This is a genomic window from Halobacillus faecis (assembly GCF_007991335.1).
GTDB classification, from domain to species: Bacteria; Bacillota; Bacilli; order Bacillales; family Halobacillaceae; genus Halobacillus; species Halobacillus faecis.
Map to the genome: position 1 here is coordinate 1 of NZ_BJYD01000024.1, position 19,488 is coordinate 19,488.

Sequence of the window (19,488 nt, forward strand, 5' to 3'; positions counted from 1 at the left end):
CTGAGTCTTCAAGAATCCTGCCAGATTATTTAATAATGCAGCAACTTATCTTTCTTTGGATTGGAGGAGGAATAGGAAGGCTAGGAGGGAGGCGGGGATGTTGTCGCGGATGTTCCATTCGACCAAGTAGCCGGGCATTTTTTCGAAACGCTCGGCCGCTTCACGAGGAATGGCCCCTCTTTTTATGACTGCCCATACCTTCCCTTCATGATCTTTAATTTTGTAATGGCCGATGAAATCGTCCCCTTCTGCACTCCAGCGGCATTGATCCGCTTCTATATACCGAGTGATGCGCTGCCCTTTCGTTTTATTTTTCGTTTGCTTCGTATAAGCCACATACGCTCCTGCTTCGTGTTGAATATATCCTCTCCACTGGAAACCGCCCTTTTTTTCAATCTGGTAGAGCGATTGCCCACGCTGGTTTTTAAAAGTGTACACGGCTGGTCTGAATTGATCATAGGAAAACAGGGCTGTAAACATCGCGAAGGCTTTATGTTTCCACTGGATATTTTCTTGAATTTCTCCGTAACTCTCCCCATCCATATCAAATATTCCTGCCTGGAAGGTTTTGAGTGCTTTTTGTCCCATATACATCCGGGCGGGCACTCTTTCTATGGAGTGTTTCGTGAGGTCTTTTTCAAAATCCAGAACGGTTTTGGATTTTTGAAGATCAGAGTAGCCTGCTTTTAAGAGCCCAACTCCCGTGATTGCAAATATGGCTGCGTACACGACAGAAATAACAAAACTGCTTGGATTCAAAGTGACCATCCCCATGATAAAAACGATGGATATAAATGAGAGCAAGGTTCCAGTCCATAATTGCCTTCTTGCATCTTGATAAATCATGTTTTGAACAAGCGACATCTTAGTTCCTCCTCAGAAAAGAAGCTCTACCATAAGTACGAAAAAGAACGATGAAAGTTTCAAGAATATGTAAGAAAAAGACTCCTCCGCTAAAGGAGAAGTCTTTTGGAATTAAACGTATTCAATTGGTGTGACAGCTTCTTTTAAAAGTTGATCAAGCTGTTCCGTATATTCCTGTTTTTGCTGCTCACTGTAATTCAGGGCTTTCGCCATATAGTCAACCACGGATGTTTTGTGATCACGTACCCACTGGATGTTGAAAAATAGAGCAGCCGTTCGGCGGACAAAGAAGTCGACTGGTTTGTACGTCATTTCTTCTTCCAATGCGTATGCGAGTTGGGCAAAGACGACTGGGTCGACTCCTTCTTGAGCTGCCTCTTCTTTTCGATCCTTGAAGTTGTTGAAGACTTTATCGACATTAGACCCGTAAAGTTGGATCAATTTATCGGCATCCTCTTGACTCAATCCTAAAGATTCACCAATTTGAAGGCGTTCTTCTTTATATTTTTTGAAGCCTTTGGATCCTCCTACATCGCCACCAGAGATCGGCATGTTTTTCGTTTCAGAGTCAGAATAGCGAATTCCGTGCTCCTCCATCAACTGATCGCGAACGAGGTCGACGGCGGTTTGTGCCATTTTACGATAACCAGTAAGCTTACCACCAGCCATGGAGATGAGACCGGAATCTGATACGAAGATTTCGTCTTTACGAGAAATTTCAGATGGGTCTTTCCCTTCTTCATGAATGAGTGGACGCAGTCCTGCCCAGCTAGATTCTACATCATTAGCCGTGACTTCAACGGTTGGGAACATGGTCTTCATGGCGTTCAAAATATAATCACGGTCATCTTCGGTCATTGTCGGGTGAGCAATTTCCTGATCGTAGGTCGTATCAGTCGTCCCCACATACGTCTTGCCATCTCGTGGAATAGCGAAAATCATACGGCCGTCAGGACTGTCGAAATAGATCGCTTGTCTCAAAGGAAAGACCGATTGATCAAAAACAAGGTGAACGCCTTTCGTCAACTGCAGCGTTTTTCCTTTTTTTGAACCGTCGATTTCACGAAGTTCATCAACCCAAGGACCACCCGCATTAATGATTTTCTTCGCCTTCACATGGTATTGTTCACCTGTAACCGTATCTTCCACTTTCGCACCCACAACAGAACCATGGTCATCATAAATGAAATCAACAACCTTCGCATAGTTCGTGGAACATGCTCCGTGCTCTACAGCCTTCTTCATAACTTCAAGCGTCAGGCGGGCATCATCCGTTTTATATTCAACATAGTACCCTGCGCCTTTCAGTCCATCTCTTTTCACAAGAGGTTCCCGTTCAATGGCTTCTTCGGCACTCATCATCGTCCGGCGCTCGGATTTTTTGACCCCGGCAAGGTAATCATACACACGAAGACCCACATTCGTAGAGAACGGCCCAAAGTTACCACCCTCATGGAATGGCAGCATCATCCACTCTGGTGTCGTCACGTGGGGGCCATTTTCATAAACGATCTCTCGTTCTTTCCCTACTTCCGCGACCATTTTCACTTCGAACTGTTTCAAATATCTCAAACCGCCGTGCACCAGTTTTGTGGAGCGACTAGATGTTCCTGCTGCATAATCCTGCATTTCGACCACTGCCGTTTTCATGCCGCGGCTAGCAGCATCGAGAGCGATTCCAGAACCTGTAATTCCTCCACCTATAACAAGTACATCCCACTCTTCCTGTGTTAAACGGTTGAACTGATTTTCTCTTTCGTAACTAGAAAATGATTGCATGCTATCTCTCCTTCTTACGTTGTCTTCTAATTCATGGTCTGATACGGGTATTCCCTTTTTCAGCAAAGATTATGTGTCGGAATGCTCATCGAGTGCTCACTCATATCATAAAAAAAGAGACCACGAAAACTCTTATGCGCATTGCATAAAGCTTCGTGGTCTCTCCGTATCTCCGACCGTTTCCATTAACTTGTAACTCTATTATATCAGAGAGGGAGATGTTTTCAAGGAATTATTCTTCTTGTTTGAAGACCCTTGTCGCTTCCACAGCTTTTTGCCAGCCTTTGTATAGTTTCTTACTTTTCTCCTCATTCATACTAGGCTCAAATTCTCTTTCCACTTTCCACTGATTTGCGATTTCTTTTCGATCTTCCCAGAAACCTACAGCAAGCCCGGCAAGATAAGCCGCACCAAGAGCCGTCGTTTCATTGACTTCCGGACGCTCCACGGTTACATCAAGCAAATCACTTTGGAACTGCATCAAGAGGTTGTTTTTAACGGCTCCTCCATCGACACGAAGTTTTTTCACTTCAATACCAGAGTCTTCGACCATTGCATCGACAACATCTTTCGTCTGGTATGCCAGAGATTCAAGCGTCGCTCTTACGAAGTGAGCTTTAGTCGTTCCACGCGTCAGACCGAAGACTGCTCCACGAGCTTCGCTATCCCAATAAGGCGTGCCGAGTCCAACGAACGCGGGAACAACATAAACGCCGTCCGTCGATTTCACCTGACCAGCGATTTCCTCACTCTGTGGAGAAGTCTCCACCATTTTTAAACCGTCACGAAGCCATTGGATCGCCGAACCTGATACGAAAATGCTTCCTTCCAGGGCGTATTCAACTTTCCCGTCAATACCCCAGGCAAGCGTCGTTAACAGTCCATGCTCGGATTTGACTGCTTCTTCTCCTGTGTTCAATAACATGAAACCACCAGTTCCATATGTGTTCTTACCCATCCCTTTTTCAAAACACGCTTGTCCGAAAAGAGCTGCCTGCTGATCACCAGCGATTCCGGCAATCGGGACTTCTTTTCCGAAAAAGTGATAATCTACCGTATCTGCATAAACTTCAGAGGAAGGCTTCACTTCCGGTAGCATGCTTTTCGGTACATCTAAGATCTCAAGCAGTTCATCATCCCACTTCAAGTCATGGATGTTATACATCAATGTCCGGGAGGCATTGGAATAGTCTGTCACATGTGCTTTCTGTCCGGAAAGCTTGTAGACGAGCCATGTGTCAATCGTTCCGAACATGAGGTCTCCGTTTTCTGCTTTTTCTCTTGCTCCGTCCACATTGTCCAGAATCCACTTCACTTTAGTTCCTGCAAAGTATGGGTCGAGCAATAATCCTGTTTTATCTCTAAATGTTTGTTCCAGCCCTTGCTCTTTCAGCTCATTACAGATGCTTTGCGTTTGACGGGACTGCCATACAATCGCTTTATAAATCGGTTTACCCGTGTTTTTGTCCCAAACGACCGTCGTTTCACGTTGGTTTGTAATACCAATCCCTGCGACCTGACTCGCTTCAATATCTGATTTTCTTAGAACATCCGCAATACAGGCAAGAACAGATGTCCAAATTTCGTTTGCATCATGTTCAACCCAACCCGGCTTTGGAAAATGCTGTTCAAATTCTTTTTGAGCGGTTTCTACGATCTTCCCTTCATGATTGAACAAAATCGCTCTTGAACTTGTTGTACCCTGATCAATTGATAAAATGTACTGCTTCATGATTCCACTCCTTTTTCAGATTGATGCACTTTTTTCAGCTCCACACGCATGGAGGAAAGTAAGATAAGTAAAATGATGATGGTGCTGCTCCAAAACCAGCCATTCGCATTGGCTTCAAAAATGGCCTGATAAAATAACCCACCATAGATGCCACCAATGATCGGTCCTAAAACAGGGATCCAGGAATAACCCCAGTCCGAGTCTCCTTTTCCTGGAATCGGTAACAGAGCATGAGCTATTCGAGGTCCCAAATCACGAGCTGGGTTGATCGCATACCCCGTTGTTGCCCCTAGGGACATCCCGATGGCTACGATCAGCAAACCCACAATAAGAGGGTTCAACCCCTGTGTAAATTCGTTCGCGCCAATAAACAAGATTCCCATAACTAATACAAAAGTTCCAATGATCTCACTGACAAGGTTTGAAATTGGACTACGGATGGCAGGGTCTGTACAAAAGATCGACTTGATCGCCAACTGGTCTTCTGTATCCTTCCAATGAGGTAGGTAATGAAAGAAGACGATGACAGCTCCCAAGAATGCACCGGCCATCTGAGCGGTCATATACATCGGGACTTTACTCCAGGGGAAATCCCCGACCGTTGCCAGTCCAAGTGTAACGGCAGGGTTGATGTGCGCCCCTGTCACTCTCCCTACGGCGTACACACCCATGGCTACCGCAAGTCCCCAGGCAATGGTAATCAGTACCCAGTTTCCTTCTGCTTTTGTTGCTTTTAAATTTGCACCTGCGATGACACCGCCCCCGAATATAATGAGGATCATGGTGCCAATCAGCTCACCCATGAATTCTGTCATGATGTGATCTCCTTTCTGTGTACCACGTTTGACGTACAAAAAACCACACAACATTAGTTTGATCTAATCATTGTGTGGATCCGTCAACCTCTTCACGAAAGGTGATTATGTATTCTCGCTGTTAAAACGCCATAATTCAGAACGTGAAGTAGAGACGGCAGAAGCACCCGAAGCAAGCGCTTGATTCACTTCTTCCTTAGTACGAATCAAGCCTCCAGCAATAACAGGAATGCCGATATGCTCCTTGATCTCTTTTATCATTCCCGGTAAAACGCCTGGTAAAACTTCAACAAAGTCCGGCGCCGTTTTTTGGATGAGCTTCACATTATGTTCAATCGCCTGGCTGTCGATTAAAAACAACCGCTGCACAGAAACAAGATGATACTTTTTCGCTTGCTGAATGACATGGGCTCTCGTGGAAATGACCCCATCAGGTTTCACCTCCTGCCCTATGTATTCCATGCCATAATCATCTGCTTTCAAACCTTGAATCAAGTCTACATGGACAAAAACTTTTTTACCAGCCTTTTGTCCAATTCTAACTAATTTCCTCAAAAGCCCCAAGCGGCTCTCCAAAAGAATGATATAATCTGTTTCACTCTCTAATAAGGCTTCAAATTCTTTGATTTTCTTCACTGCAGGCAGAACCGACTGAGTCAAAGTCATTCTTCTCCCCCGTTCTTTCTTCGTTCTTCCATCTGTTCTTTCGTATAGATGAGCTGCATCGGATTCCCTCCTACAAAGGCACCCGCAGGCACATCTTTATGTACCAAAGTACCGGCAGAAACAACAGCGCGGTCACCGATTGTCACACCAGGAAGAATGGTCGTGTTGGCTCCAATCAGGACTTCATCCCCGATCACAACATTCCCGAGACGGTACTCTTCAATCAAATATTCATGAGCGAGAATGGTTGTATTGTAACCAATAACCGAATTCCGCCCTACCTTGATTTTTTCAGGAAACATAATATCCACCATGACCATTAAGGCAAAAGCCGTTTGATCCCCAACCTTCATATGTAGAAAAGTCCGGTACAACCAATTCTTCATTGATAGAAAAGGGGTGTACCGGGCCATTTGAATCACGATGAAGTTTTTGACCACTTTGAAAAACGGGACCGTCTTATAAATGTGCCAAAGTGAATTGGCTCCTTTGACCGGGTAGCGTTCCGTTTTCCTCATACAGTCATCCTCCTGTAATTTTTAATAAGTCACGCATGTTATCGAGCATGTAATCGGGGTTCAAATCGTCAAGGACTTTTCTCCCTTTCACGGTCCAGGCTACCCCGGCCGTTTTCGTCCCCGCATTCTGTCCTGCTTCAATATCGTGTGTATTATCTCCGACCATCATCGCCTCAGAAGCTTGCGCATTCAGAAGGTTTAAAGCCTTCACAATCGGCTCCGGGTGTGGCTTCGCATTCGTCACATCATCCAATGTAATGATCGTTTCAAATAAACCGTCCAAATTTGTCAGTTCAAGCCCCATATGAACGGTATTCCTCATTTTCGTGGTAACAATACCTAATTTGTACCCTTGATCTTTCAGGGTTTCAATCGTCTCCACTACGCCTTCATAGGCTTTAACGTAACGGTTGTGGTTTTCAATGTTATGTTTACGATACGTCTCGACCATTTCCTCCACTTTGTCAGGGTTCACTTTGTGCAAACTCTCCCTTAAAGGGGGGCCGATAAAGTCGAGAATCTCCTCACGCTCATACGAGCGATCAGAATATTGTTCAATCGTATGGGTAAAAGAAGCGATGATCAATTCGTTGGTATCGATCAACGTTCCATCTAAATCAAAGAGAATGGTACGTATGCTCATTGGAAGGATCCTTTCTTTTCTGTTGTAGTCTATTCCAGACGAAGCCGACAGCAGCCGTTAACACTATTGCCGTCAATAAACGGATCAAAAGCAGGGGCCAAACGGGAATGCCAAGCGGAATGAAGATGAGTGTATCCTCAACGACTGCGTGACAGGAGACGAGGAAAAGAATGGCTAGATACATATCTTTCCTGGAAACGCCGTCCTCTTCAACTGCCTGGATCATCAAGCCTGCACCGTAAGCGAGTCCGATGGTAAGCCCAGCGACAAGAGTCATGGATGTGTTGCGTTCCATCCCTAGAAATCTTGTTACAGGAGCTACCCAGCCAGAAAAACGGTCCAGCCATCCCTTTTCACGTAAATACTGCATGAAAATCATTAATGGGATGACAATCAAGGCAAGCTGCACGATGCCCAAGAAGGCGGTCTGCACTCCCTGAATAATGATTTCTGCCCATCCATTAGGATCCACTGTCTTTTCAGGCGCAAAACCGTATTTCGCGGTTTCGCCTCCGCCTTTCCAGAAAATGTTGATGAGGGCAGCTGAAACCAATGCAAGACCCAACCGGACGCCGGCCACAAACCACCAGCTCACGCCTACCCTTTTAGCCACGGTCGATTCAATCAGTAAGTTATGGGAAAAGGAAAGCATCACGGCAAGGATAAATACTTCTTTTACCGTAAAATCGAAAGAGATGATAGCCGCAATACCTGCATAAAGATTTAACATGTTTCCAATAACAAGGGGTACAGCGGCTTCACCGGAGAGTCCGATCCACCCCATCAAAGGTTCTAATTTCTCCATGACCCATGGGAGGACAGGTGTGTACTGAAGAATCGTAACGATTAATGTTACGGGAAAAATGACTTTCCCAAGCGTCCACGTTAACTCCAGCCCTTTTTTACTCCCGCGTTTGAAAATCCCCTTCATGTTACCTGCTCCCTTATTTTACTTTCTTTCCGCTATAATATTTATTCGCCATGCCATTCTTTCTGCGGTAAATGATCGCAATGACCGCTCCAATGACAAGCACGATGGAAATAAATTGTGCCGTACGAATCTCACCAAAGAGATAAAGGCTGTCTGTCCTCATGCCTTCGACAAAGAAACGGCCGACAGAATACCAAATCACATAGCTTAAGAACACTTCTCCACGGCGAGGGTTAAATTTATGACGCAATACTAACAGCAATACAAATCCGATGATGTTCCACAGGGATTCATATAAAAAGGTCGGGTGATAGACCGTCCCATCAATGCACATTTGCTGATTGATGAATCCAGGCAAATACTGCATAAAGTTATTATAAAATGATTCGGATACCGGACCACCGTGGGCTTCCTGGTTCATAAAGTTCCCCCAGCGTCCAATCGCCTGTCCAAGAATGATACTCGGTGCAGCAATATCCGCCATCATCCAGAATGATATCCCCTTTATTTTCGTGTAAATATATGCGGTCAACACGGAGCCAATCAACGCCCCGTGAATGGCGATTCCGCCTTCCCACACTGCAAAAACTTTCCACCACGGTCCTCCCGCATACCGATCCCATTCAAAGATGACATAATAAAGTCTTGCACACACGATGGCTGCCGGAATGGCAAATACAACGATATCGACCATGTAATCTTTTTTCAAACCGAGACGTTCGGTTTCTCTCGTTGCAATCCATAGTCCAAGAAATGCTCCTGTGGCAATAATCAACCCATACCAGTAGATGGAAAGCGGACCTAATTGGAGGAAGACCGGGTTCAACGGTTCAGGTGTACACATCATAATCGGTTTCCTCCTTTACTCCTGCGTTTGATCTTGGTCGATGACTTTCGTCAAACGCTCTGAAAACTCTTCAGCAGCATTGACGCCCATACGCTTCAAACGGAAGTTCATAGCAGCAACTTCGATAATGACAGCAAGGTTACGGCCAGGACGAACAGGAATCGTTGCTTTCGGAACTTGAACATCCATGATCTTCATCGTTTCTTCTTCTAAACCAAGACGGTCGTATTGTTTGTTCTTCTCCCACAACTCAAGGTTGATGACGAGCGTGATCCGTTTATAGCTTCGAACAGCCCCCGCACCGAACAATGTCATCACATTGATAATGCCTAGTCCACGAATTTCCAGAAGATGCTCAATCAGTGGCGGGCTGTTTCCGATTAACGTGTCATAATCCTCCTGTCGAATTTCAACACTATCATCAGCCACAAGCCGGTGCCCACGCTTAACTAGTTCCAAAGCGGTCTCACTTTTACCCACACCACTTTGACCAGTGATCAAAACACCAATACCGTAAATGTCGACTAGTACACCATGGATGGCCGTAAACGGAGCAAACTTGGTTTCCAAATAATTCGTCAGGCGACTAATGACTCTTGTCGTCTTATATGGCGATAACATCAGTGGAACGCCCGCCTCATTCGCGGCTTCACTAAGTTCATCAGGAATATCCATTCCCCGGGTAATAACGATTCCAGGTGTCACATCTGTACAAAGTTTTTCAGCTCGTTCTCTTCTCTGGTCTTTCGTCAGTTCATTAAAGTAAGAGAGTTCTGTCTTGCCGAGCAGCTGCAGACGATCTTTCGGATAGAATTTAAAATACCCTGTCATTTCTACTCCAGGACGAGAAATATCACTCATATGTATTTCACGGTGGACGCCGTCAGCACCGGCAACGAGTTCAAGCGCAAATTGTTCTAACAAATCTTGTGTACGGACCTTGCTCATTTGTCCATCAACCTCCTCTTTCATCAATCACTGTCCCCTATTGTAGCATGTTTTCAATAAATCTTGGATAGGGAGGTTTTTTACCACCATTTCCCTTAGGCAGACCCTCGGTACTGTGGCAAAGGAATTCAGCCATATGACAGGTTTGTGGAAGACTTGATTTTGAGATGTTTCGGGGTTCGTTGCCTTATTGTGAGCCAAGGCTGGTGGTAAGCATCTCACTTTTCTGTGGGGAGTGGCGAGCTTCCTCGGGCTAACGCCCTGCGGAAGCGTTCGTGATGAAAGGAATTCAATAAAAATACCGTATGAGCGAGCTCATACGGTACGGGGGTTATTTTTTCATATCCTTGATTAAGCTGTTCAACACAAGGTTGATCAGAGATATGATAATGGCGGCGATGATGGTCATGCCAAAACCATCAATCTCAAAAGTACTTCCTAGGAATGCATCCGTCAGCCACAAGGTAATGGCGTTGATGATGAATAGGAATAGACCGAGAGATAGAATCGTAATCGGTAACGTAAGAATAACTAAGACCGGTCTTACGATGGCATTTAGAATTGATAGAATGAATGCCGCTAGCAATGCGCCTCCAACGCCGTCAATGATTACAGAATCGAAAAGTGCTCCGACTGCAATAATTGCAATGGCGTTAACGAAGATATGGATCAACCAATTTTTCATAATTTCACCCTGCCTTTCGTGAATCGTTCTCTTCTCAGAGACGGACAGGAGGTTGTACGGTGACAGAACCCGTCTTCGTCTCTGCTTCTATATGATATGCATTTTCGAATTGTTCGTACGCTTCGAATTCCAACATTTTGTTAGCGACATCTTTTCGATCTTTCAATATCTTGTAATTTTCTAATTCACATTGAATTTGACCGAACTTTGTTCTCAACACACCATCGATTTTCTTTTCAGTTGGAAGAGACACTTGTATTCTGCCAGTGGTGGTTTTATAAAAACCTGTGTGTGCTTTCGCCCCCTTATAATCAACAGTTATTGAGCTACTGACCGTAGCAGCATCCGCTTTTCCAAGATCTCCTGAAAGTGAAATAGCTCCATTAATCGTGTCGGTTTCACACTCTTCAAAAATGCCTTCTAGCAATTGGATCGCACCATTGCCAGTCTGCATCTTACATGTCTTTCCAGAAAGCTGCTTGGCTTTCACGGATCCGTTGGATGTTTTCATCTGGAAATGATCACTCTTGATGTTCTCTAGGTCAAGATTTCCATTCGTTAATTGGGATTTGATAAATTCATATTTTTTATTGGGAATGTATAAATCTACATTCACTTTTATCTTCTTTGATGGACTGGCGATGCGCAGAAGACCATTCTTTATATCCATTTGTGTTTCATCATGAAACCTTGCTCGCGCCTCTTCTTCTGTTTCCACTTGATAGACTTTAACCTGATAGGAAGCTTTTACATCCTCCTGGTCCCAAGTATGAACGTTTAAAGAACCGTTGGATATAGAAAGGTCGGCATCTTGAAATTCCTCGTGAGGAAGAATTGAATCATCACTGAATTCAACATATTCTCCAAATGAAAAATCGAAATCAGCATTTTTAATCTTTTCCATGGCATCATCCAGAAAATTTCTTAGCCCGTACTTAGACTTCTCACGTTGATCTGATTCTTTTGAAGAAGGTTGTTCTACAGCTTCTAATAGTTTTGCTCCTTCTTCAGCAGAGATGGTGCCTTTTTCGATCATTTGTAGAATTTTCATACGTTCTTCATTCATAAGATCAGCTCCTTTTCATCTCTTACGTTTTTCCCTATCGAAAGGGTTCAAAAACTAAAAAACACCTGAGAAAACTTGGTTGGTTTCTCAGGTGTAAGGGTTCATTGGAATTTGTACGTGTAAAAACGTTCGGTTTTCAGTCGTTCTAATTGCTCGGATGCTTGATCATGATCCTCGATCAAACTCATCATCCCGTCAGCCTGGGAGAGATGCGCCTTGATGGCTGCTAATTTTCTTTCCCAGTAAGGTCGTACATCCGCAACAATGTCAGGCTTTCCTAAATCCTGTTCGGACTGATTGGAAATGGCATGCATCCACACTTGGGGACGGTTTTCTTCTGGCATGTCCTCCACAGCATCGATCACTGCAGCACCAAGCGCATCATGGTCGGGATGAACAGCATACCCAGGATAATGAGTAATGATAATGGTTGCTCCTAATGCTTCGATTCGTTCTTTCAGGTGCTCAGCCACTTGCTTCCGGGGCTCAAACTCTAATGTTTTATCCCTGTAGCCAAGCATTTCAACGTCTATATCCAATTGTTTAGCTGCTTCAGCCAGCTCCTTCTTTCGAAAAGAAGAGAGCGTTTCCCGATTAGCGAATACAGGATTGCCCATGTTCCGGCCCATTTCCCCGAGTGTACCGCATAGATAGGTGACCGGTACGCCTTCATCACGGAATTTAGAAATTGTTCCAGACGCTCCGAACGATTCATCATCCGGATGAGGGAAAATGACAACCACTCTTTCCTTACTCATCTGGATCCGCCTCATGGGAAAAGGGTGTTTCACTGATTTCGAGAGCAACCATTAAACGGCCTTCGCGATCATGACCTGCCATAAGCAGGCGATTCTTTTCATCAATTTCGAAATCCGTTAATCCTTCAGCATAGACCCAGCCTAAGTCCAGTTTCAAACCTACGCGGTAAGATCCTCCAGTACTGACGATTTTTCCGTGTTGATAAGAGACTTGCGCGTTTCGGATGAAAGCCCCGACGTTGTACGCATTTTCATCGAAGTGACTGGCATAAGCCCCGTTTGTCGTTTCTAAGTGTACATAAACTTCTTTATTTGCTAATTGATCAATTTTTTCTTGAACAACTTTCTGTTGAATGGCATCCACTCGTATTCCTCCCGTCAAACGATTCTTGTTTAACGATACTCAATTTAGAGACAAGCGTCAAAACATCTACTTGCTCCCTACTTTTTCACGGGCATTCATTTTCTTATCCATCCGTGCCCGGTCGCGTTCCAGTACCGGTTTTAAATAACGACCCGTATAGGAAATCTCCTGTTCCGATACATGCTCAGGAGTGCCGCTTGCGATAATTCGACCTCCGTTTTCGCCACCCTCTGGTCCGAGATCAATGATGTGGTCTGCTTCTTTAATGACATCAAGGTTGTGCTCAATAATCAATACAGAATCCCCGTTATCTACAAGTCTTTGCAACACTTTCAGTAACCTTGAAATGTCATCCACATGCAGACCTGTTGTTGGCTCATCCAAAATATAAAAGGACTTTCCATTCGAGCGGCGATGGAGTTCACTGGCAAGCTTCACTCGTTGCGCTTCTCCTCCCGAGAGAGTAGTTGCAGGTTGACCGAGTTTAATATATTCAAGTCCTACATCGGCGACCGTTTGAAGCTTGCGCTTAATCTTAGGAATGTTGGCAAAGAAGTCGAGCGCTTCCTCAATGGTCATTCCTAATACATCAGCGATGCTCTTTCCTTTGTACTTCACTTCCAATGTTTCACGGTTATACCTTTTTCCATCGCAAACTTCACAAGGGACATAAACGTCAGGAAGGAAGTGCATTTCAATCTTAATGATTCCATCCCCGCGGCATGCCTCACAACGGCCACCCTTGACATTGAAACTGAACCGGCCTTTTTTATATCCTCTGATTTTCGCTTCATTCGTTTGAGCGAAAACATCTCGAATATCATCAAACACGCCCGTGTAAGTAGCTGGATTGGAGCGTGGAGTCCGGCCGATTGGGGATTGGTCGATATCAATCACTTTATCCAGATGTTCCATCCCTTCAATCATTTGATGTTTCCCGGGTTTTTGTTTTCCATTGTGCAGCTTCATTGATAGAGATTTATAAAGAATCTCGTTAATCAGTGTACTTTTTCCAGAACCGGAAACGCCTGTTACAGCTGTGAACACTCCGAGCGGAATCTCTGCATCCACTTTTTTAAGGTTGTTTTCTTCTGCGCCTTTAATTTTCAGGAAGCGGTCATCCGCCTTCCGACGCTCTGCTGGTAAAGGAATAAACTTTTTGCCTGAAAGATATTGGCCCGTCAAGGATTTACGGCTCTTCATCACCTGTTTTGGTGTTCCTTGAGTGACAATATCACCACCGTGTGCACCTGCTCCAGGACCAATGTCGATTAGGTAATCGGCGGCCAGCATTGTATCTTCATCGTGCTCAACGACGATCAGCGTATTATCAAGATCGCGCATCCGCTTCAAGGTATTGATCAATCGGTCATTATCCCGCTGGTGGAGACCAATGGACGGTTCATCAAGTACATATAGAACGCCAGTAAGGGCCGAACCGATTTGAGTCGCCAGTCGAATTCGCTGAGCCTCACCACCGGACAGTGTCCCAGCCGAACGTGACAGGGTTAAATAATCCAGCCCTACGTTCGCTAAGAAGCTTAGACGTTCACAGATTTCTTTAAGAATCATACGGGCGATCGTTTCTTCTTTTTCGGTCAACTCAAGAGCCTCGAAGAACTCCTTCGCTTCAGTCACAGAATAATCGGTTGTGATACCGATGTGCTTTCCGTCGATTAGTACCGCCAGTGCTTCTTCATTCAAGCGATTCCCTTTACACTTCGGACACGGTTTTTGTGCCATGTATTTTTCCATCTGTTCACGGATGTAATCAGAGCTCGTTTCACGGTAACGACGAGCAATGTTCGGAATGACACCTTCGAAGAAAATATCATTTTCCCGCACTTTTCCAAAATCATTTTCATAACGGAAGTAGATTTTGTCTTCCCCACTTCCATAAAGCACCTTTTCTTTATGTTCTTCCGGAAGATCACGGAATGGTTTATCCATATCGATTCCATAATGATCGGCAACACTTTTCAGGAGCTGAGGATAGTATTGAGAACTTTGCGGCTCCCATGCAGCAATGGCATGTTCATTCAGGGAGCGGCTCCAATCAGGGATGACAAGGTCGATGTCCACTTCAAGTTGTGTCCCTAGCCCGTCACAACGATTACAAGCTCCATAAGGGCTGTTGAATGAGAACATTCTTGGCTCCAATTCACTAACGGAAAAGCCACAGATTGGACACGCATGATGTTCACTGAACATCAGTTCTTCTTCTCCGATTACATCAACGATCGTATGACCACCGCCAAGTTTAAGAGCTGTCTCAATAGAGTCAGAAAGTCGGCCTTCTACGCCTTCTTTTACAACGATTCGATCGATGACGACCTCAATCGAGTGCTTTTTATTTTTCTCGAGATTTATTTCCTCGGAAATTTCGCGCATTTCCCCGTTGACACGAAGGCGGATATAACCTTCCTTTTGAAGCTGCTCAAAAACTTTAGCGTGTTCACCTTTTCTACCAGACACCACGGGCGCAAGGATTTGGAGCTTTGTTCTTTCCGGATATTCCATCACGCGGTCGACCATCTGCTGAACCGTTTGTGAACTGATTTCCACGCCGTGCTTCGGACACGTCGGACGCCCGATCCGGGCAAACAATAGCCTCAGGTAGTCATAGATTTCTGTTACGGTACCAACGGTTGAACGCGGGTTTCGGCTCGTTGTTTTTTGGTCAATGGAGATTGCCGGTGACAGTCCTTCAATGGAGTCCACATCGGGCTTATCCATTTGTCCTAAAAACTGGCGTGCATAAGCACTTAGTGATTCAACGTAGCGTCTCTGTCCTTCTGCATAAATCGTATCAAAGGCCAAAGAAGACTTCCCTGAACCGGACAAACCGGTCATCACGACCAGTTTGTTTTTCGGGATGTCGATATCGATATTTTTTAAATTGTGAGCACGTGCTCCTCTAATACTGATATGTTTACTGGCCATACTCTTTTCATCCCTCCGCTTTTAATTCCAACAGCACATCACGCAGTTCAGCTGCCCGTTCGAAATCGAGATCGCGTGCGGCTTGTTTCATTTCGGTTTCTAGATTGTCGATCATTTCCAGACGTTCTTTCTTCGTCATTTCTGAAGGTTTCTTACCTGTATCATACCCAGCTTCGTCCTCGGCAACGTTTGTCGCTTTAATGACGTCACGGACTTCTTTCCTAATCGTTTGCGGTGTGATGCCATGCTCTTCGTTATAAGCGATTTGTTTTTCACGACGTCTGTACGTTTCATCAATCGCATACTGCATGGACTTCGTCATCTTATCAGCATACATAATCACTCGACCGTTTTCATTTCGAGCGGCTCGGCCAATCGTCTGGATGAGAGAGCGGTCGGAACGCAAGAACCCTTCTTTGTCCGCATCCAGAATGGTTACAAGTGACACTTCTGGAATATCCAGTCCTTCACGAAGCAGGTTGATTCCAACAATGACATCGTATTTCCCTACCCTTAGATCACGGATGATTTCAATACGTTCCAGTGTCTTAATTTCCGAGTGTAAATAAGCAACCTTAATTCCTAAGTCTTTAAGGTAATCGGTCAAATCCTCAGACATCTTCTTCGTTAATGTCGTCACGAGGACGCGTTCATTTTTATCTTTCCGTTTATTGATTTCCCCTACAAGGTCATCGATTTGACCATGGATCGGGCGGACGTCAATTTCCGGATCCAGTAAGCCTGTCGGTCTAATAATCTGTTCAATCATCTTCGGTGTATGTTCAATTTCATAAGGGCCAGGGGTCGCAGAAACGTAAGCGATCTGATTGATATGTTCTTCAAATTCAGGGAACATGAGCGGACGGTTATCCATAGCTGAAGGCAACCGGAAACCATGGTCCACCAGTACTTGTTTTCGCGCTCGGTCTCCGTTGTACATCCCTCTGACTTGAGGAAGTGTTACGTGAGACTCATCAATCATCATAAGGAAGTCATCTGGAAAATAATCAAGCAAGGTGTAAGGGGTTGCGCCTTCTTCTCTGAATGTCAGGTGTCTCGAATAGTTCTCGATTCCAGAACAAAAGCCCATCTCGTTCATCATTTCAAGATCGTAATTTGTCCGTTGTTCAAGACGCTGAGCTTCCAGTAACTTATCTTGATCACGCAATTCTTTTAGGCGGGCTTCCAACTCTTTTTCTATATTTTTGATCGCTTTTTTCAATTTTTCTTCCCGAGTGACGAAGTGTGAAGCAGGGAAGATCGCTACGTGGTCACGATCTCCCACTACTTCACCAGTCAATACATCCACTTCACGTATGCGGTCAATTTCATCTCCGAAAAATTCCACCCGCATCGCATGTTCCTCTCTAGAAGCGGGGATAATTTCAACTGAATCCCCGCGGACTCGGAAGGTACCGCGCTGAAAGTCGATATCATTTCTCGCATACTGAATATCTACAAGATTTCTCAATAACTCATCACGGTCTTTTTCCATCCCCGTTCTTATTGACAGCACCTGGCTGCGGTATTCGTCGGGAGAACCGAGACCATAGATACAAGAAACACTAGCAACGATGATGACATCGTTCCGCTCGAAGAGAGCAGAAGTCGCTGAGTGGCGTAATTTATCAATCTCATCATTGATGCTCGCATCTTTTTCAATAAACGTATCTGAAGAAGGCACATAAGCTTCTGGCTGATAGTAGTCATAATAACTGACAAAATACTCGACAGCATTGTTCGGGAAAAACTCTTTGAACTCACTATATAACTGTCCAGCAAGCGTTTTGTTATGGGCGATGATCAGTGTCGGTTTATTCACTCGTTCAATGACATTGGACATCGTAAATGTCTTTCCTGTACCTGTGGCCCCGAGCAATGTTTGATGCTTATCTCCTCGTTCAATCCCTTGAACAAGTTCCTCAATTGCTCGCGGTTGATCCCCTTGTGGTGAATACTGTGAAACTAATTCAAACTTCTCCTCCACGACGAAAACCTCCGTTCATTGTCTATACTCGTACTTTTTAGTTTACCACAACAGTTTACCATTCTAACATCGAACGAACAAACATTCGCATTTGAGTGTGCGCTGTCAATTACTGGATGACCTGTTATGGAAGTAATTTACATACCGGGTCATCCAGTTTATCCCATTTCTCACAATAAAAAAAGCACTTTGCAGGATGCAAAGTGCTTCGCTTATTAGGAATTCAACGTTTGGTTGTATTCGTTGACTTCGAACAGGTCGACCAGCTCGATGTCTGGGTTTTTATCTTGGAACCAACGTAGAGAAAAGTCGTTCTTAAAGAGGACAAGCGGGTTGCCTTCTCGATCTTCCGCGAGCATGTTTCGCTCATCAAACAACGACTCATCAACCTGGTCTTCTTTCAACCAACGCGGGATGCGTTCGCCAAGAGGAGTCAACTCGATATCTACGTTGTACTCGTTCTTCATGCGGTATTCAAAGACTTCGTATTGAAGCTCTCCAACCGCTCCGATGATATAGTCTTCGAAACGATAACGTTTGAACAACTGGATTGCGCCTTCTTGTACAAGCTGTTCCAACCCTTTTCGGAACTGCTTGGATTTCATGACGTTTTTCGCCGTTACTTTTTTAAATAGTTCAGGTGGGAATTGCGGGAGCTCATCGTACTGGAAGTTGGATTTACCAGTTACGATCGTATCTCCGATTCGGTAGACGTTCGGATCATAGATTCCGATAATATCTCCGGCATACCCTTCCTCCACGGTTCCACGGGAAGAAGCCACAAATTGCTGGGATTGTGCCAGCTTGAACGTTTTTCCTGTACGGGAAAGTGTAACGTTCATTCCGCGCTCGAATTTACCAGAACAGATTCTGACAAAAGCAATCCGGTCGCGGTGCTGCGGATTCATGTTCGCCTGAATTTTAAAGATAAAACCAGAGAACTCTTCATGATCCGGAGAAACAATACCTTCCGTTGATTTTCTCGGCGCCGGTTCAGGAGCCATATCAATGAATGAATTGAAGAAAGTTTCCACCCCGAATGGAGCAAGAGCACTTCCGAAGAAGACAGGCGTCTGATCGCCGCGCATCACTTTTTCCATATCGAAGGTATCCCCAGCTTCAGCGACCATTTCCATTTCTTCTTCCGATTCCTGGAACGTGGCATTTTCCGTTAACTCAGGATGCTGATCTAGTTCGCTGTATGGAATGTATTCTTCTTCCTCGTTACCTGTATATTGAACAAATTGCTCATTTTCACGGTCGAAGACGCCTAAGAAGCGCTTGCCCATACCTGCCGGCCAGGTCATTGGATAGGTTTCGATATTCAACGTTTCTTCGATTTCTTCCATCAATTCCAGCGGCTCACGGCCTTCACGGTCCATTTTGTTAATAAAAGTGAAGATCGGGATGCCGCGCATTTTACAAACTTTAAATAGCTTGAGCGTCTGCGCCTCGATCCCTTTTGTTCCATCGATGACCATAACCACACTGTCAACAGCGGTCAATGTGCGGTACGTGTCTTCACTGAAATCTTCGTGTCCGGGTGTATCCAAAATATTCACTTGATAATCTTTGTAAGGGAAGTTCATCACACTGGACGTAACAGAAATTCCACGCTGCTTCTCGATTTCCATCCAGTCCGATGTCGCAAACTTACCAGACTTTTTCCCTTTTACCGTACCTGCGGATCGGATCAAGTTTCCGAATAATAGCATTTTCTCCGTCATCGTTGTTTTACCGGCGTCCGGGTGGGAGATAATAGCAAACGTACGGCGTTTCTTCATTTCATTTTGTATTTGACTCATCGTGATATCCTCCGTTTATTAAGAATTTCAATACATTAGGCTGGGTAGGATATACGTTTTACATTGGCAGATTCACTCCATAAAAAAAGCGCTCACACACTCAAGCGCCTTCGTCGAATTTTTTGATTATACTTTGA

Annotated in this window: 17 protein-coding genes; all 17 read right to left on the reverse strand. The window is 44.7% G+C overall.

The features are described from left to right. Window positions 1–45: 45 nt before the first annotated feature. A complete protein-coding gene (locus HFA01_RS13000) occupies window positions 46–864 on the reverse strand; it encodes a hypothetical protein (protein ID WP_146816906.1) in 819 nt (272 codons plus the stop codon). A gap of 111 nt (window positions 865–975) precedes the next feature. Then, complete coding sequence (locus HFA01_RS13005) at window positions 976–2,643, reverse strand: glycerol-3-phosphate dehydrogenase/oxidase (protein WP_146816908.1); 1,668 nt, start codon at window positions 2,641–2,643, stop codon at window positions 976–978. A gap of 232 nt (window positions 2,644–2,875) precedes the next feature. Continuing rightward, window positions 2,876–4,375: a glycerol kinase GlpK gene (gene glpK / locus HFA01_RS13010; RefSeq protein WP_146816910.1), complete on the reverse strand. Its 1,500-nt coding sequence runs from the start codon at window positions 4,373–4,375 to the stop codon at window positions 2,876–2,878. Next, window positions 4,372–5,190: an MIP/aquaporin family protein gene (locus HFA01_RS13015; RefSeq protein ID WP_146816912.1), complete on the reverse strand. Its 819-nt coding sequence runs from the start codon at window positions 5,188–5,190 to the stop codon at window positions 4,372–4,374. The genes glpK and HFA01_RS13015 overlap by 4 nt, the downstream gene beginning before the upstream one ends. Window positions 5,191–5,295: 105 nt before the next feature. Then, window positions 5,296–5,856 (reverse strand): glycerol-3-phosphate responsive antiterminator, encoded by a 561-nt coding sequence (locus HFA01_RS13020; RefSeq protein ID WP_146816914.1) that lies wholly within the window; start codon window positions 5,854–5,856, stop codon window positions 5,296–5,298. Beyond that, on the reverse strand, window positions 5,853–6,374 hold the full coding sequence (locus tag HFA01_RS13025) for an acyltransferase (protein WP_146816916.1): 522 nt from the start codon (window positions 6,372–6,374) through the stop codon (window positions 5,853–5,855). The genes HFA01_RS13020 and HFA01_RS13025 overlap by 4 nt, the downstream gene beginning before the upstream one ends. A gap of 4 nt (window positions 6,375–6,378) precedes the next feature. Continuing rightward, window positions 6,379–7,017, reverse strand: coding sequence for a pyrophosphatase PpaX (ppaX, locus tag HFA01_RS13030; protein ID WP_146816918.1), 639 nt, complete (start codon window positions 7,015–7,017; stop codon window positions 6,379–6,381). Continuing rightward, a complete protein-coding gene (locus tag HFA01_RS13035) occupies window positions 6,992–7,948 on the reverse strand; it encodes a nucleoside recognition domain-containing protein (protein ID WP_146816920.1) in 957 nt (318 codons plus the stop codon). The genes ppaX and HFA01_RS13035 overlap by 26 nt, the downstream gene beginning before the upstream one ends. A 13-nt stretch (window positions 7,949–7,961) precedes the next feature. After that, entirely contained in the window at window positions 7,962–8,795 is an 834-nt protein-coding gene (gene lgt / locus HFA01_RS13040) for a prolipoprotein diacylglyceryl transferase (protein ID WP_218027766.1), read from the reverse strand. Window positions 8,796–8,810: 15 nt separating this feature from the next. Then, window positions 8,811–9,743 (reverse strand): HPr(Ser) kinase/phosphatase, encoded by a 933-nt coding sequence (gene hprK / locus HFA01_RS13045; RefSeq protein ID WP_146817183.1) that lies wholly within the window; start codon window positions 9,741–9,743, stop codon window positions 8,811–8,813. Between the two features lie 331 nt (window positions 9,744–10,074). Beyond that, on the reverse strand, window positions 10,075–10,428 hold the full coding sequence (locus HFA01_RS13050) for a phage holin family protein (RefSeq protein ID WP_174787830.1): 354 nt from the start codon (window positions 10,426–10,428) through the stop codon (window positions 10,075–10,077). A 34-nt stretch (window positions 10,429–10,462) separates the two neighbouring features. After that, window positions 10,463–11,494, reverse strand: a complete 1,032-nt coding sequence (locus HFA01_RS13055; protein WP_146816926.1) for a DUF4097 family beta strand repeat-containing protein — start codon at window positions 11,492–11,494, stop codon at window positions 10,463–10,465. A gap of 101 nt (window positions 11,495–11,595) precedes the next feature. Continuing rightward, window positions 11,596–12,252 carry a bacillithiol biosynthesis deacetylase BshB2 gene (gene bshB2, locus HFA01_RS13060; protein ID WP_146816928.1) on the reverse strand — a complete coding sequence of 219 codons (657 nt, stop codon included), beginning with the start codon at window positions 12,250–12,252 and terminating at the stop codon, window positions 11,596–11,598. After that, a complete protein-coding gene (locus tag HFA01_RS13065; RefSeq protein ID WP_146816930.1) occupies window positions 12,245–12,616 on the reverse strand; it encodes a YojF family protein in 372 nt (123 codons plus the stop codon). The genes bshB2 and HFA01_RS13065 overlap by 8 nt, the downstream gene beginning before the upstream one ends. Window positions 12,617–12,682: 66 nt before the next feature. Further along, on the reverse strand, window positions 12,683–15,559 hold the full coding sequence (gene uvrA, locus HFA01_RS13070; RefSeq protein ID WP_146816932.1) for an excinuclease ABC subunit UvrA: 2,877 nt from the start codon (window positions 15,557–15,559) through the stop codon (window positions 12,683–12,685). A 7-nt stretch (window positions 15,560–15,566) separates the two neighbouring features. Next, complete coding sequence (gene uvrB, locus HFA01_RS13075; protein ID WP_146816934.1) at window positions 15,567–17,546, reverse strand: excinuclease ABC subunit UvrB; 1,980 nt, start codon at window positions 17,544–17,546, stop codon at window positions 15,567–15,569. Window positions 17,547–17,761: 215 nt separating this feature from the next. Continuing rightward, a complete protein-coding gene (locus HFA01_RS13080) occupies window positions 17,762–19,351 on the reverse strand; it encodes a peptide chain release factor 3 (protein ID WP_146816936.1) in 1,590 nt (529 codons plus the stop codon). Between the last annotated feature and the right edge of the window lie 137 nt (window positions 19,352–19,488).

Coding starts and splice junctions, on each gene's coding strand:
- HFA01_RS13050 (WP_174787830.1), bottom strand. CDS start 10,428: ATGAAAAATTGGTTGATCCATATCTTCGTTAACGCCATTGCAATTATT.
- HFA01_RS13000 (WP_146816906.1), bottom strand. CDS start 864: ATGTCGCTTGTTCAAAACATGATTTATCAAGATGCAAGAAGGCAATTA.
- bshB2 (WP_146816928.1), bottom strand. CDS start 12,252: ATGAGTAAGGAAAGAGTGGTTGTCATTTTCCCTCATCCGGATGATGAA.
- HFA01_RS13015 (WP_146816912.1), bottom strand. CDS start 5,190: ATGACAGAATTCATGGGTGAGCTGATTGGCACCATGATCCTCATTATA.
- lgt (WP_218027766.1), bottom strand. CDS start 8,795: ATGATGTGTACACCTGAACCGTTGAACCCGGTCTTCCTCCAATTAGGT.
- ppaX (WP_146816918.1), bottom strand. CDS start 7,017: ATGAGCATACGTACCATTCTCTTTGATTTAGATGGAACGTTGATCGAT.
- hprK (WP_146817183.1), bottom strand. CDS start 9,743: ATGAGCAAGGTCCGTACACAAGATTTGTTAGAACAATTTGCGCTTGAA.
- HFA01_RS13020 (WP_146816914.1), bottom strand. CDS start 5,856: ATGACTTTGACTCAGTCGGTTCTGCCTGCAGTGAAGAAAATCAAAGAA.
- HFA01_RS13055 (WP_146816926.1), bottom strand. CDS start 11,494: ATGAATGAAGAACGTATGAAAATTCTACAAATGATCGAAAAAGGCACC.
- HFA01_RS13080 (WP_146816936.1), bottom strand. CDS start 19,351: ATGAGTCAAATACAAAATGAAATGAAGAAACGCCGTACGTTTGCTATT.
- HFA01_RS13035 (WP_146816920.1), bottom strand. CDS start 7,948: ATGAAGGGGATTTTCAAACGCGGGAGTAAAAAAGGGCTGGAGTTAACG.
- HFA01_RS13025 (WP_146816916.1), bottom strand. CDS start 6,374: ATGAGGAAAACGGAACGCTACCCGGTCAAAGGAGCCAATTCACTTTGG.
- glpK (WP_146816910.1), bottom strand. CDS start 4,375: ATGAAGCAGTACATTTTATCAATTGATCAGGGTACAACAAGTTCAAGA.
- uvrA (WP_146816932.1), bottom strand. CDS start 15,559: ATGGCCAGTAAACATATCAGTATTAGAGGAGCACGTGCTCACAATTTA.
- HFA01_RS13005 (WP_146816908.1), bottom strand. CDS start 2,643: ATGCAATCATTTTCTAGTTACGAAAGAGAAAATCAGTTCAACCGTTTA.